Source organism: Hydrogenophaga sp. L76 (genome assembly GCF_057654755.1).
Genome location: NZ_CM172807.1, coordinates 4,274,380 through 4,286,773 on the forward strand (window position 1 = coordinate 4,274,380; position 12,394 = coordinate 4,286,773).

Annotated in this window: 14 protein-coding genes; 12 read left to right on the forward strand and 2 right to left on the reverse strand. The window is 67.5% G+C overall.

Annotation, left to right across the window (positions count from 1 at the left end; genetic code table 11):
- Position 1: 1 nt before the first annotated feature.
- The 9 genes from fdh3B (at position 2) to AC23D4_RS20880 (ending at position 8,047) form a co-directional block, all read left to right on the forward strand.
- Complete coding sequence (gene fdh3B / locus AC23D4_RS20840) at positions 2–604, forward strand: formate dehydrogenase FDH3 subunit beta (protein ID WP_472890126.1); 603 nt, start codon at positions 2–4, stop codon at positions 602–604.
- The gene (locus AC23D4_RS20845; RefSeq protein ID WP_472890127.1) at positions 601–855 is read left to right on the forward strand and encodes a hypothetical protein; all 255 of its coding nucleotides are present in this window, start codon (positions 601–603) and stop codon (positions 853–855) included. The genes fdh3B and AC23D4_RS20845 overlap by 4 nt, the downstream gene beginning before the upstream one ends.
- Before the next feature lie 10 nt (positions 856–865).
- Positions 866–2,092: a formate dehydrogenase subunit gamma gene (locus tag AC23D4_RS20850; RefSeq protein ID WP_472890128.1), complete on the forward strand. Its 1,227-nt coding sequence runs from the start codon at positions 866–868 to the stop codon at positions 2,090–2,092.
- 22 nt (positions 2,093–2,114) lie between these two features.
- Positions 2,115–2,510, forward strand: a complete 396-nt coding sequence (locus AC23D4_RS20855) for a hypothetical protein (RefSeq protein WP_472890129.1) — start codon at positions 2,115–2,117, stop codon at positions 2,508–2,510.
- Between the two features lie 108 nt (positions 2,511–2,618).
- Positions 2,619–3,473: a formate dehydrogenase accessory sulfurtransferase FdhD gene (locus tag AC23D4_RS20860; RefSeq protein WP_472890130.1), complete on the forward strand. Its 855-nt coding sequence runs from the start codon at positions 2,619–2,621 to the stop codon at positions 3,471–3,473.
- A gap of 125 nt (positions 3,474–3,598) precedes the next feature.
- Positions 3,599–4,231, forward strand: coding sequence for a uracil phosphoribosyltransferase (gene upp / locus AC23D4_RS20865; protein WP_472890131.1), 633 nt, complete (start codon positions 3,599–3,601; stop codon positions 4,229–4,231).
- Between the two features lie 322 nt (positions 4,232–4,553).
- Positions 4,554–7,097: an ABC transporter permease gene (locus AC23D4_RS20870; protein ID WP_472890132.1), complete on the forward strand. Its 2,544-nt coding sequence runs from the start codon at positions 4,554–4,556 to the stop codon at positions 7,095–7,097.
- A 5-nt stretch (positions 7,098–7,102) separates the two neighbouring features.
- Positions 7,103–7,516: a group II truncated hemoglobin gene (locus AC23D4_RS20875; protein WP_472890133.1), complete on the forward strand. Its 414-nt coding sequence runs from the start codon at positions 7,103–7,105 to the stop codon at positions 7,514–7,516.
- A gap of 12 nt (positions 7,517–7,528) precedes the next feature.
- The gene (locus tag AC23D4_RS20880) at positions 7,529–8,047 is read left to right on the forward strand and encodes a retropepsin-like aspartic protease family protein (protein WP_472890134.1); all 519 of its coding nucleotides are present in this window, start codon (positions 7,529–7,531) and stop codon (positions 8,045–8,047) included.
- Positions 8,048–8,053: 6 nt separating this feature from the next.
- Here the strand turns inward: AC23D4_RS20880 and AC23D4_RS20885 are convergent, their stop codons facing one another.
- Positions 8,054–8,689: a Smr/MutS family protein gene (locus tag AC23D4_RS20885; RefSeq protein WP_472890135.1), complete on the reverse strand. Its 636-nt coding sequence runs from the start codon at positions 8,687–8,689 to the stop codon at positions 8,054–8,056.
- A 33-nt stretch (positions 8,690–8,722) separates the two neighbouring features.
- Positions 8,723–9,415 (reverse strand): RadC family protein, encoded by a 693-nt coding sequence (gene radC / locus AC23D4_RS20890; protein WP_472890136.1) that lies wholly within the window; start codon positions 9,413–9,415, stop codon positions 8,723–8,725.
- 129 nt (positions 9,416–9,544) lie between these two features.
- Between radC and AC23D4_RS20895 the strand changes: the two genes are divergently transcribed.
- The 3 genes from AC23D4_RS20895 to serS are packed head-to-tail and all read left to right on the forward strand — an operon-like array spanning position 9,545 to position 12,304.
- Complete coding sequence (locus tag AC23D4_RS20895) at positions 9,545–9,991, forward strand: FKBP-type peptidyl-prolyl cis-trans isomerase (RefSeq protein ID WP_472890137.1); 447 nt, start codon at positions 9,545–9,547, stop codon at positions 9,989–9,991.
- Positions 9,991–10,962, forward strand: a complete 972-nt coding sequence (ispH, locus tag AC23D4_RS20900; protein ID WP_472890138.1) for a 4-hydroxy-3-methylbut-2-enyl diphosphate reductase — start codon at positions 9,991–9,993, stop codon at positions 10,960–10,962. Before AC23D4_RS20895 ends, ispH begins: the two co-directional genes overlap by 1 nt.
- A gap of 22 nt (positions 10,963–10,984) precedes the next feature.
- Positions 10,985–12,304 carry a serine--tRNA ligase gene (gene serS / locus AC23D4_RS20905; RefSeq protein WP_472890139.1) on the forward strand — a complete coding sequence of 440 codons (1,320 nt, stop codon included), beginning with the start codon at positions 10,985–10,987 and terminating at the stop codon, positions 12,302–12,304.
- The last annotated feature ends 90 nt before the right edge of the window (positions 12,305–12,394 follow it).

Below are 12,394 nucleotides of genomic sequence, written 5' to 3' on the forward strand. Positions count from 1 at the left end.
CATGGCAAGAATGAAATTCATCTGTGACGCCGAGCGTTGCATCGAGTGCAACGGCTGCGTCACGGCCTGCAAGAACGAACACGAAGTCCCGTGGGGCGTGAACCGCCGCCGCGTGGTCACCCTCAACGACGGCGTGCCGGGCGAAAAATCCATCTCGGTGGCCTGCATGCACTGCAGCGACGCACCCTGCATGGCGGTCTGCCCGGTCAACTGCTTCTACCGCACCGACGAAGGCGTGGTGCTGCACGACAAGGACGTCTGCATCGGCTGTGGCTACTGCTCGTACGCCTGCCCCTTTGGCGCACCGCAGTTTCCTTCCGAAGGCACGTTTGGCGTGCGCGGCAAGATGGACAAGTGCACCTTCTGCGCCGGAGGACCGGAAGAACACGGCAGCCAGGACGAGTTCGAGAAATACGGGCGTAACCGCCTGGCCGAAGGCAAGCTGCCGGCCTGCGCCGAGATGTGTTCGACCAAGGCCCTGATCGCTGGTGACGGCGACGTGGTGGCCGACATCTTCCGCACCCGCGTGCTGCGCCGTGGCAAGGGCGCCGAAGTCTGGGGCTGGGGCACCGCTTACGGCACCGCACAGGAGACCAAGTCATGATGAAAATCAGGATCACCATGCGTCTGCTGGCCATGATGGCGGTGCTGGGTCTGGCGGCCTGTGGCGAGCAGCCGCAGGACATGACCGGCGGTGGCGTCAAACAGGACGATGCGCCCTTCCAGGGTGTGGGCAGCAGCCAGTATGCCCAGACCGGCTGGAAGGCCGGTGACAAGGGCAGCTGGGAGCAGCAGCTCAAGAGCCGTGCCCAGTACGGCCAGAACGACTACACCCGCATGGGCGCCAAGCCTTGAAGGGACAGCCATGAACCGGCACCCCATCCTGAACTCCGCGGCCTGGCGTGGCTGGGGCGTCGCAGCCCTGCTGGCGCTCGGCGCCAGCTGGGCCAGCGCCCAGACCACCCAGAACCCACCTGTGCCTGACGATCCGGCACCACCCGCTGCCCAGTCCGCGCCCGCGGCCGTTGGCGGCATCAATAGCGCCAACATCTTCGAGATCGCGCCCGATGCGAGCAACGATCCGGACTACGCCAACCAGACCAACGCCCAGCGCAAGCAGGTGCAGCCGGGCAACAACGCGCCGATGTGGCGCGACGTGGGCAAGGGCGTTACCGGTTACAGCAGCCTGCCCGTCAGCCAGGCGCCGGAAGCCGGCAACCTGATCCAGCCCTTCGTGCAGTACCCGGGTTCGCGCCTCACCAACGCCGGCGAAGCCTGGCGCCAGGTGCGCAACAACTGGCTCATTCCCTATGGCGGTGCGCTGCTGTTCATCGTGTTGCTGGCCCTGGCCATCTTCTACGTGACCAAGGGTCCGCTGGGTGGGCACCTGAAGGACACCGGACGCAAGATCGAGCGCTTCACGCCCTTCGAACGCGCGGCGCACTGGTCGAACGCCATCGCCTTCGTGGTGCTGGCCATCTCGGGCATCGTGATGGCCTTCGGCAAGTTCTTCATCCTGCCGGTGATCGGCAGCACGCTGTTCGGCTGGCTCACGTTTGCGCTGAAAAACGCGCACAACTTCATGGGCCCGCTCTTCGCCGTGTCGCTGCTGATCGTGGTCGTGACCTTCATCAAGGACAACATCGCCAGCGCCGCCGACTTCGTCTGGCTGTCCAAACTGGGCGGCATGCTGGGCGACAAGGAAGTGCCTTCGCACCGCTTCAACGCCGGTGAAAAAGGTCTGTTCTGGTGGGGTGTGACCATCCCCGGCATCGTGGTGGTGGGCTCCGGCCTGTTCCTCGACAAGCTGGTGCCGGGCATGTTGTACCTGCGCGGCGACATGCAGATTGCCCACATGCTGCACATCGTGGGCGGGTTGATCATGATGGCGCTGATCATGGGCCACATCTACATGGGCACGGTCGGCACGAAGGGCGCGTATGGCGCCATGCGCACCGGCTACGTGGACGAGGCCTGGGCCAAGGAACACCACGAGCTCTGGTACGACGACGTCAAGGCCGGCAAGATCCCCGCCCAGCGCAGCCAGCCAGCCCGGTCGGCGCCCACCGCCGACGCGGTGGCCAAAGCCTGAACCCCCTCCAAGGACATTTGCGATGAAACGAATCCTGCTGATCTCCCTGTTGCTCGCCGGTTCGGCCAGCGTGATGGCCAAGCTGCCCGCACCGGTGCTGGATGACGCGGCCAAGGCCAAGGCCGAGGAAGCCAAGGCCAAGACCGCGCACGCCGGCAAGGTCGACGCCTACAAGCTCTGCCTGTCCATGGACCGCGCCGCCGCCAGCTACTTCAAGACCGCTGCGGCCAGTGGAAAGACCGTCAAGCCCGCTGCAGCGCTGCCGGCCTGTGCCGATCCCGGACCGTTCACGTATGTGTCGGCCGCCGCGACCGCCGTGGCCAAGCCGGTCGAAGCCGCGGGTGCGCATTCTCCGGCGACGACGGCAGCCAGTCCACCCAGCGGCAAGGCGCCGGCGGCTGTTCCCACTGGCAAGTGATTCGCCACGGCGCCGCCCATTCCCGGTTTGCCTGTGTTTGAAAGGGCCGCACCTTCGGTTGCCGGCCCTTTGACTTTGTTCCCCTCGAAATTGTTGTAGTCTGCTGCCATGCCTTTGCCCCACCTCACCCAGGCCCGTGCACCCTTGACACGCGAAGTTGAGGTCATGAACCAGCATGGCCTGCGCGAGTCGATCTTCATACCCGCGGAGCGCGACCTCACGGTGTATGTGGACAAGCGCGAGCTGGTGACGCTGATGACCCTGGGTGGCCATCCCGAATGGCTGGTGCTGGGATACCTGCTCAACCAGCGGCTGGTGGCGTCGGTGGACGAGATCGAATCCATCACCGTGGACTGGGACGTGGGCGCGGCTTCGGTCAAGACCCGCCACGGCATTCACAGCATCGAGGACCGGACCGCCCACAAGGTGGTCACGACCGGCTGCGGCCAGGGCAGCGTGTTCGGCCACCTGATGGACGACGTCGACAGCATCCGCCTGCCGCCCGACGCGGTGCTGCGCCAGTCCAGTCTCTACGACATCGTCAACACCATCCGGCTGCGCGACACCACCTACAAGGTGGCGGGCTCGGTGCACGCCTGTGCGCTGTTCGTCGGCGGCGAGCTGCAGTTCTTCGTCGAGGATGTGGGGCGCCACAACGCGGTGGACACCATCGCCGGCTGGATGGCCATGCAGGAGAGCCTGCCTGGCGGTGAACGCGTGTTCTACACGACGGGCCGCCTGACCAGTGAAATGGTCATCAAGTCGGCGCAGATGGGGGTGCCGGTGGTGATCTCGCGCAGCGGCATCACGCAGATGGGGCTCGAAGTTGCCCAGCGCGTGGGGCTCTGCGCCATCGGTCGCGCGACCCACATGCGCTTCCTGTGTTATTCGCACGCGCAGCGCATCGTCTTTGATGCCGTGCCCAAGCCGCTGGTTGTGGCACCGGTGGCCGCTGTCGCCTGAGGCGCCGTTCTGCGCGGCTCTGCGGCCTCGCCCGCAGCGGGGATGCTTCGGGCATAAACTCGACTTCCTGTCGGCAGAGCCGTTCCGGCCATGCCCCGTCTACCCGTTTTTTTGAAAGTTCGCCGATGAGCCGCGACGTCCACGTCATCGATCACCCCCTGGTCCAGCACAAACTCACGCTGATGCGCCGCAAGGACACCAGCACCAAGAGTTTCCGCGAGCTGGTGCACGAACTCAGCGCCCTGCTGGCCTACGAAATCACGCGCGACATGCCGATGCAGGAGATTCAGATCGAGACCCCGCTGGAGAAAATGACCTCGCGCGTGATCGACGGCAAGAAGGTCGTGCTCGCCTCCATCCTGCGCGCGGGCAATGGTTTTCTCGACGGCATGCTGCAGGTGATTCCGGGTGCGCGCGTGGGCCACATCGGCCTTTACCGCGATCCGAAGACGCTGCAGGCGGTGGAGTACTACTTCAAGATGCCCAGTGGCATGGAAGAGCGCGACGTGATCGTGCTCGACCCCATGCTGGCCACCGGCAACTCCGCCGTGGCCGCGGTGGACCGGCTCAAGCAGACGAACCCTCGTTCGATCCGTTTCGTCTGCCTCGTGACCTGTCCCGAAGGTCTCAAGACCTTCCACGACCACCACCCGGATGTGCCGGTCTACACCCCGGCGGTGGACCGCGGCCTGAACGAGCACGGCTACATCGTGCCGGGCCTGGGCGATGCGGGCGACCGCATTTTCGGCACTAAATGAGACCACCCCCGTCGCTTGTTCGCTTCGCGTAACCGCTCCGCCCCTCAAGGGGCAACGCGAGCGGCCTGGCGGAGCCAGTTCCGCCGCGTTCTGGGTTTTTGTGCAGCTCGCTCCGGATGCTGCCTCGCATAGCCAGTTTCGCTACGCTCCCGGTTCGAGAGCGCTCCGGCTGATGCGATCGACCCCTCCGGAGCGTGTGCCTCAGCCCCAGGATGCGGTGGAACCTGCTTTCCCGGGCCACTCACATCGCCCCCTGAGGGGGTGCCTCCTCCGCGAATGCGGACGTGGCGCAGGGGTGAATCAATTCAGTTAAGGTCGCGGCATGGCTGTCGCTCCTGCTCCCCTTGCTGTTTCTTTCTGGTCCCTGGGCTGGCGTTCGCTGACGCGCGACTGGCGCGCGGGTGAACTTCGGTTGCTGCTGGTCGCGGTGACGCTGGCGGTGGCGGCGCTCACCGCCGTGGGCTTCTTTGCCGACCGGCTGCAGGGCGGACTGGCGCGCGACGCGCGGGCGCTGATCGGGGGTGATGCGGTGATCAGCAGCGACAACGCCACGCCACCCGCGTTCGCGCAGCAGGCGCAGGCGCTGGGGCTGCAGACCACGCAGACGCTGGGTTTCCCCACCATGGGCCGCGCGCGCGACGAAGACGGCGGCGCCGCCAAGCTGGTGGCGCTGAAGTCGGTGGACACCGGCTACCCCTTGCGCGGCACCCTGCGCGTGGCCGACGGGCCGCAGGCGCCGGATGCGCCCACGCGCGACATCCCCGCGCCCGGCACCGCCTGGGTCGACGCGGCCCTCCTGGTGTCGCTCGACCTGCAGGTTGGCTCGCCGCTGCTGATGGGCGACAGCCGTTTTCGCATCGACAAGGTGATCGTCGCCGAGCCGGACCGGGGCGCCGGCTTCCTGACCTTCGCACCGCGCGTGATGATCAACGCCGCTGACCTGCCCGCCACCGGCCTGGTGCAGCCCGCCAGCCGCCTGACCTACCGCCTCGCCGTGGCCGGCAACGAGCCGGCGGTGAAGCAGTTCGTGCAATGGGCACAGGCGCAGATCGAAATGCCCGGTGTGCGCGGTCTGCGGATGGAATCGCTCGAAGGCGGTCAGCCGGCCATGCAGCAGACGCTGGAGCGGGCCGAAAAATTCCTCAACCTCGTGGCCCTGCTGGCAGCGCTGCTGTCGGCGGTGGCGGTGGCCATCGCGGCGCGCGGTTTTGCGCAGCGCCACCTGGACGACTGCGCCATGCTGCGCGTGCTCGGCCTGTCGCAGGGGACGATGGCGCGCGCCTACACCTTCGAATTCGTGCTGGTCGGCTTGGGCGCGAGCGTGCTGGGCGTGGTGCTGGGCTTTGCGCTGCACCACGTGTTTGTGTTGCTGCTGGCCGGGCTGGTGGAGTCGGCGCTGCCGGCGGCCAGCATCTGGCCGGTGCTGCTCGGCCTGGGCATGGGGCTCACGCTGATGCTGGCCTTTGGCCTGCCGCCGGTGTTGCAGCTGGCCCAGGTGCCGCCGCTGCGCGTGATCCGCCGCGACGTGGGGCAGCTCAAGCCCGCCACGCTGGCCGTGCTGGGCCTGGGGGTGGCGGGCTTTGCTGCCTTGCTGCTCGCCGCCAGCCGCGACCTGATGCTGGGGCTGATCGCCGTGGGTGGCTTCGCGGCCGCGGTGGCGGTGTTCGCGCTCGCCAGCTACGGCGCGGTGCGCCTGCTGCGCGCCAGCGTGAACGAGGCCACCGCCCCGCGCGCGCTGGTGCTGGCCACGCGCCAGCTCTCGGCGCGGCCGGCCTACGCGGTGGTGCAGATCAGCTCGCTGGCGGTGGGCCTGCTGGCGCTGGTGCTGCTGGTGCTGCTGCGCACCGACCTGATCGCCAGCTGGCGCAACGCCACGCCGCCCGACGCGCCCAACCGTTTTGTCATCAACGTGCAGCCCGAGCAGGGCGAGCCGTTCCAGCAGGCGCTGCGCCAGGCGGGTGTGCAGCGCTTCGACTGGTACCCCATGATCCGCGGCCGCCTGGTGTTGGTGAACGGGCAGCCGGTGGCGCCTGAGAGTTACGCCACCGACCGCGCGCAGCGCCTGGTGGAGCGCGAGTTCAACCTGTCGAACACGGCGCAACGGCCGCCGCACAACGAGGTCACGCAAGGGCGCTGGACCGAGGACGAAGCGGGAGGCCTGAGCGTGGAAGAGGGCCTGGCCGAAGAGCTGGGTCTGAAGCTCGGTGACCTGCTCGGCTTCGACATCGCCGGCCAGCCGGTGCAGGGGCGCATCACCAGCCTGCGCAAGGTGGACTGGGGTTCCATGCGCGTGAACTTCTTCGTGATCTTCCCGGTGGCCGATCTGCCCGAGGTGCCCGTCACCTACATCAGCGCGTTCCAGGCGCCACAGGGCAACGCGCAGTTTGACAACACGCTGGTGCGCCAGTTTCCGAACATCACCAACGTCGACATGAGCCAGACCATCGGCCAGGTGCAGCGCGTGCTGGGCCAGGTGATCCAGGCGGTGGAGTTCCTGTTCGCCTTTGCGCTGGCGGCGGGCCTGATCGTGCTGCTGGCCACCATCACCGCCACGCGCGGCGAGCGCGAGCGCGAGTTCGCGGTCCTGCGCGCCGTGGGCGCGGGCTCGCAGCTGTTGCGCAACGTGCAGCGCATCGAGCTGCTGGGCGTGGGCCTGCTGGCCGGCTTCCTGGCTTCGCTGGTGGCCATGGCCGTGGGCTGGGCGCTGGCGAAATACGCCTTCCAGTTCAGCTGGCAGCCTTCGCTGTGGGTGCCGCTGGCCGGCAGCGTGGCCGGTGGCCTGCTGGCCCTGATGGCGGGCTGGTGGGGGCTGCGCAGCATCCTGAAAACGCCCGTGGTTGAGACGCTTCGGCGCGCCGCGGTTTGACAACGATGAACACCTCTGAATCTCCCGCCTCTCCCTCCACCCCGTTTGAATGGATCGGCGGCGAAGCGCGCGTGCGCGCGCTGGTGGACCGCTTCTACGACCTGATGGACATCGAGCCCGGTTACCACGAGCTGCGCGTCGCCCACGGCAGCACGCTGGATGACGCGCGACAGAAGCTGTTCTGGTTTCTCTGTGGCTGGCTCGGTGGCCCCTCGCACTACGAAGACCGCTTCGGCCACCCGCGCCTGCGCCAGCGGCACATGCCGTTTGCCATCGGCGTCCAGGAACGCGACCAGTGGCTGGCCTGCATGGACCAGGCCATGGGCGAGACGGGGGTGCCTGAAGACCTGCGTGTGCGCCTGCGCGAGAGTTTCTTCAAGACCGCCGACTGGATGCGCAACCGGGCCGGCGGCGTCTGAAGGCAGCAGCCCATGAGCGACCCTGACACCAGCGTGGCACGGACCACGCGCCGCGGCGCACTGGGCATCACGCTGTTCTGGCTCGCGCTCATGGGCGCGTTCTACCTGGGCTTTGACCAGCTGGAGCGCCGTCAGCAGGCCAGTTATATGGCCCATGAGGGCGGTGACGGCGAGCTGGTGATCCCGCGCGGGCCGGACGGCCATTTCCGCGTGGCCGGCCGCGTCAACGGCCAGCCGGTCGAGTTCCTGATCGACACCGGGGCGAGTTCGGTCACGGTGAGCGAAGCCTTCGCCCGCAGCGCTGGGCTGGAGGGCGGGCAGAACGTCACGTTCCAGACCGCGAACGGCCTGCTGCCGGGCCGGCTGTTGCGCAACGTGCCGGTGCAGGCGGCCCACCTCGGGCTGGCCGGCACCACGGTGGCCGTGGGGCTGGTGGGTGAAGACGGTGGTCAGGCGCTGCTGGGGCAGGCCTTTCTCTCGCGCTTCGATATCCAGATCTTGCAAGGCGAGATGCGTCTCTTGCCGCGCTGAACCCGCTCAGGCCGGGCGCAGCAGCACCACCATGGCCCCGGCACCCCCATCCGCCGGGCGCGCCTGCACGAAGGCCAGCACCTCGTTCTTCTGCACCAGCCAGCGCTGCACCCGACCCTTGAGCACGGGCACGCGGCCGGGCGAGCCCAGGCCCTTGCCGTGCACCACGCGCACGCAGCGCAGCCCGTGCTGGTGCGCCTCGCGAACGAACCGGCCGAGCGCCTCGCGGGCCTGGTCGACGCGCAGGCCGTGCAGGTCGATCTGGCGCTGGATGCTCCAGCGGCCTTCACGCAGCTTGCGCACCACGTCGGGCCCCAGGCCGGGGCGGCGGAAGCTCAGCTGGTCGTCGGTGTGCAGCAGGGTTTCGACATCGAAGTCGTCGGACAGTGCCTCGCGCATCACGGACGCTTCGTCCAGCAGGCGTTGGCGCGGCAAGGGGTCCACATGCCGCTGAGGGTGGTGCACACGCCGCGCGGTGACCAGCGGCTTCACCGGGCCTACCGCCAGCTCAAACAGGCGCTTCTCCCGGTCCACCCGCTGCAGGCGCAGGCGCTCGGCCTCGCGCGCTGCCACCTCGGCGGCCGTCCGCTGGGCGATCACCTTCTGCAGCGTCTTGAGTTCGGCGAACGAGCGCAGTTTCATGGTGGCGCGATTCTCTCGCAGGCGCCAAGACCTTCAGATCAGACCGAGCTCTGCCATGGAGGCTGCGTTGTCCCGCGTCACGATGAAATGGTCCAGCACGCGCACGTCCACCAGCGCCAGCGCGGCCTTGAGCGATTGGGTGAGTGCCTCGTCGGCGCGCGAAGGGCGGGCCTCGCCGCTGGGGTGGTTGTGCGCCAGCACCACGGCGGCGGCGTGGTGGTGCAGGGCCCTGAGAACGACCTCGCGCGGGTACACGCTGGTCTGCGTGAGCGTGCCGCGGAACAGCTCTTCGAGCGCGATCAGCCGGTTCTGGCTGTCGAGGAACAGCACGGCAAACACCTCGTGGTTGCGGGCGCCCAGTTGCAGCTGCAGGTATTCGCGCACCGCCTTCGGGCTGTCGAACAGGGCTTTCTGCTGCAGTTCCTGGGCCAGCGCCCGGCGCGCGAGTTCGAGCACGGCGACCACCTCGGCGCGTTTCGCCGGCCCCAGGCCCTTGATGACCTTGAGCGCCTCGGCCCCGGTGTGCAGCAGACCGCCGACACCGCCGAAGGTGTTCAGCAGCTCCTGCGCGAGCTGCACCACGTGTTTTCCGGGGATGCCGGTGCGCAGCAGCAGCGCCAGCAGTTCGGCGTCGCTGAGCGCCGACGGGCCGCGTGCGAGCAGTTTTTCGCGCGGGCGCGCGTCGTGGGGCAGGCTTTTCAGCCCGGTTCCGGCAAGGCCATTCATGTTTTTCTCCCTGGTCCAGCCTGCTTTTTACAATACGGGGTTCTGATCGGCGCGTTGCCGTGTCCGACGCCGTGATGCCCGGCACGCCGATTCACACCATTCACCTCCCCGAACTCCCGTCTGAACACCATGTCCCAAGTCCAAGAAGGTTCCTTTCTCACCCTGCACTACCGCATGTCCGGACCGCAGGGCCAGGTGATCATCGACACCTTCGAAGGCCAGCCCGCCACGCTGAGTCTGGGGTCGGGTCAGCTTTCTCCCGCGATCGAGCAGCACCTGATCGGTCTGGAGGAGGGCAGCCGCACCGTGATCGATCTGGACGAGGGCGAGGCCTTTGGCGAGCGCCAGCCGGACATGGTGCAGTGGGTGGCGCGCGAGCTGCTCAACAAGCTGGGTGACCCGCACGAGCAGTACGCGGCCGGTGACGTGGTGCAGTTCCCCACGCCCGACGGTCTGGGCAACTTCGCCGGCTCGGCCGTGGAGGTGCGCGAAGACGGCGCGGTGCTGTTCGACTTCAACCACCCGCTGGCGGGCCAGCCGGTGCGTTTTGAAGTGCAGTTGATCGGGGTGCTGTGATGGACGAGCCGAAAGAAGTCATCCTGGCCGAACCGCGCGGTTTCTGCGCCGGCGTGGACCGCGCGATCGAGATTGTGGAGCGCGCGCTGGCCAAGTTCGGCCGGCCGATCTATGTGCGCCACGAGATCGTGCACAACACCTATGTCGTCAACGACCTCAAGGCCAAGGGCGCAATCTTCATCGAGGAACTGTCCGACGTGCCCCCGGGCTCGACGCTGGTGTTTTCGGCCCACGGCGTGAGCAAGGCCGTGCAGGAGGAAGCGCAGGCGCGCGGTTTCAGCATCTTCGACGCCACCTGTCCGCTGGTGACCAAGGTGCATGTGGAAGTGGCCAAGCTGCACAAGGAAGGCTTCGAATTCATCATGATCGGCCACAAGGGTCATCCCGAGGTCGAAGGCACCATGGGCCAGCTCGACAGCGGCATCCACCTGGTCGAAGACGCGGCCGATGTGGCCCGCGTGGCGCCGGCGCAGACGGAGAAACTCGCGGTGGTGACGCAGACCACGCTGTCTGTGGACGATGCTGCCAGCATCCTGGCCGCGGTGAAGGCGCGTTTCCCCAGCGTGCGCGAGCCCAAGCAGCAGGACATCTGCTACGCGACGCAGAACCGGCAGGATGCCGTCAAGCTGCTCAGCCCGCAGGTCGATCTGGTGATCGTGGTCGGCAGCCCCACCAGCTCCAACAGCAACCGCCTGCGCGAGGTCGCGCTCAAGCTCGGCACGCCCAGCCACATGGTGGACAGCGCCGACGAGCTGCAGGCCGAGTGGTTCGAAGGCCGGGCCCGCGTGGGCCTGACCGCCGGCGCCTCCGCGCCCGAGATCCTGGTGCGCCAGGTGATCGACCGCATCAAGGCACTGGGCGCGATTTCTGTGCGCACCATGGACGGGCTGACCGAGACGGTCAAGTTCCCGCTGCCCAAGGGCCTGAAGATCGATGGCGATGGCCCATCGCTGATCGATCACTTGCACTGACCCCCCCAACTACGGTTTCCACATGCTTGACATCGTCCAACTGAGAAAAGACCTCGACGCCGTGATCGCCCGGCTCGAGACCCGCAAACAGCCCCAGGCTTTCCTGAACGTGGAAGCATTCCGCGCGCTGGAGGCCGAGCGCAAGACGCTGCAGACGCGCACCGAAGAGCTGCAGAGCCAGCGCAACAGCCTGTCCAAGCAGATCGGCATGCTCAAGGGCAAGGGCCAGCACGCCGAGGCCGACGCGGTGATGGCGCAGGTAGGCGCGATGAAGGCCGAGCTGGAAGCCTCCGCCGCGCGACTGGAAGTCATTCAGACCGAGCTGCAAGGTCTGTTGCTGGCCGTGCCCAACCTGCCGCACGAGAGCGTGCCGGTGGGCGCGGGCGAAGAGGGCAACGTGGAAGTGCGCCGCTGGGGCACCCCCAAGGTCTTCGACTTCGACGTCCGCGACCACGTGGACATCGGTGAAAAGCTGGGTCTGGACTTCGACATTGGCGTCAAGCTCTCGGGTTCGCGTTTCACCTTCATGCGCGGCCCGATCGCCCGCCTGCACCGCGCGCTCGCCCAGTTCATGCTCGACGTGCAGACGCAGGAACACGGCTACACCGAGTGCTACACACCCTACATCGTCAACGGCGAGACCCTGCGCGGCACGGGGCAGTTGCCCAAGTTCGAAGCCGACCTGTTCGCCGTCAGGAAGGGCGGACAGGAAGGCGAGGAGATGCCGGACACGCAGGCGCTCTACCTGATCCCCACCAGCGAAGTGACACTGACCAACGTCGTGCGCGACACCGTGCTGGCCGAGGCCGAGCTGCCGATCAGGATGACGGCCCACACGCCGTGTTTCCGCTCTGAGGCCGGCAGCGCCGGGCGCGACACGCGCGGCATGATCCGCCAGCACCAGTTCGACAAGGTCGAGATGGTGCAGATCGTGCACCCCGAGAAGAGCTACGAAGCGCTGGAAGCCATGACCGGCCATGCCGAGGCGATCCTGCAGAAGCTGGGCCTGCCGTACCGCGTGATGAGCCTGTGCACCGGCGACATGGGTTTTGGCGCCAGCAAGACCTACGACCTCGAAGTGTGGGTGCCGGCGCAGGGCACCTACCGCGAGATCAGCTCGGTCTCGAATTGCGAAGCCTTCCAGGCGCGCCGCTTGCAGGCGCGCTTCAAGAACGCCCAGGGCAAGAACGAGCTGGTGCACACGCTCAACGGTTCCGGCCTGGCGGTGGGCCGCGCGCTGGTGGCGGTGCTGGAGAACAACCAGAATGCCGACGGCAGCGTGACGGTGCCCGAGGCGCTGCGGCCCTACATGGGCGGCATTGAGAAGCTCACGCCCGCTTGAGATGAAACACCCCCGCCGCGCTTCGCGCGACCCCCTCAAGGGGGCGGCACTGGCCGTCCGGCAAAGCCGGCCCGGCGGTGCCCTGGGTTG

Excerpts from the sequence above, each read along its gene's own strand:
- AC23D4_RS20860 (WP_472890130.1), top strand. The coding sequence starts at position 2,619 with ATGCCTTTGCCCCACCTCACCCAGGCCCGTGCACCCTTGACACGCGAA.
- AC23D4_RS20895 (WP_472890137.1), top strand. The coding sequence starts at position 9,545 with ATGTCCCAAGTCCAAGAAGGTTCCTTTCTCACCCTGCACTACCGCATG.
- AC23D4_RS20885 (WP_472890135.1), bottom strand. The coding sequence starts at position 8,689 with ATGAAACTGCGCTCGTTCGCCGAACTCAAGACGCTGCAGAAGGTGATC.
- upp (WP_472890131.1), top strand. The coding sequence starts at position 3,599 with ATGAGCCGCGACGTCCACGTCATCGATCACCCCCTGGTCCAGCACAAA.
- radC (WP_472890136.1), bottom strand. The coding sequence starts at position 9,415 with ATGAATGGCCTTGCCGGAACCGGGCTGAAAAGCCTGCCCCACGACGCG.
- AC23D4_RS20880 (WP_472890134.1), top strand. The coding sequence starts at position 7,529 with ATGAGCGACCCTGACACCAGCGTGGCACGGACCACGCGCCGCGGCGCA.
- AC23D4_RS20870 (WP_472890132.1), top strand. The coding sequence starts at position 4,554 with ATGGCTGTCGCTCCTGCTCCCCTTGCTGTTTCTTTCTGGTCCCTGGGC.
- ispH (WP_472890138.1), top strand. The coding sequence starts at position 9,991 with ATGGACGAGCCGAAAGAAGTCATCCTGGCCGAACCGCGCGGTTTCTGC.
- fdh3B (WP_472890126.1), top strand. The coding sequence starts at position 2 with ATGGCAAGAATGAAATTCATCTGTGACGCCGAGCGTTGCATCGAGTGC.
- AC23D4_RS20875 (WP_472890133.1), top strand. The coding sequence starts at position 7,103 with ATGAACACCTCTGAATCTCCCGCCTCTCCCTCCACCCCGTTTGAATGG.
- AC23D4_RS20850 (WP_472890128.1), top strand. The coding sequence starts at position 866 with ATGAACCGGCACCCCATCCTGAACTCCGCGGCCTGGCGTGGCTGGGGC.
- AC23D4_RS20855 (WP_472890129.1), top strand. The coding sequence starts at position 2,115 with ATGAAACGAATCCTGCTGATCTCCCTGTTGCTCGCCGGTTCGGCCAGC.
- AC23D4_RS20845 (WP_472890127.1), top strand. The coding sequence starts at position 601 with ATGATGAAAATCAGGATCACCATGCGTCTGCTGGCCATGATGGCGGTG.
- serS (WP_472890139.1), top strand. The coding sequence starts at position 10,985 with ATGCTTGACATCGTCCAACTGAGAAAAGACCTCGACGCCGTGATCGCC.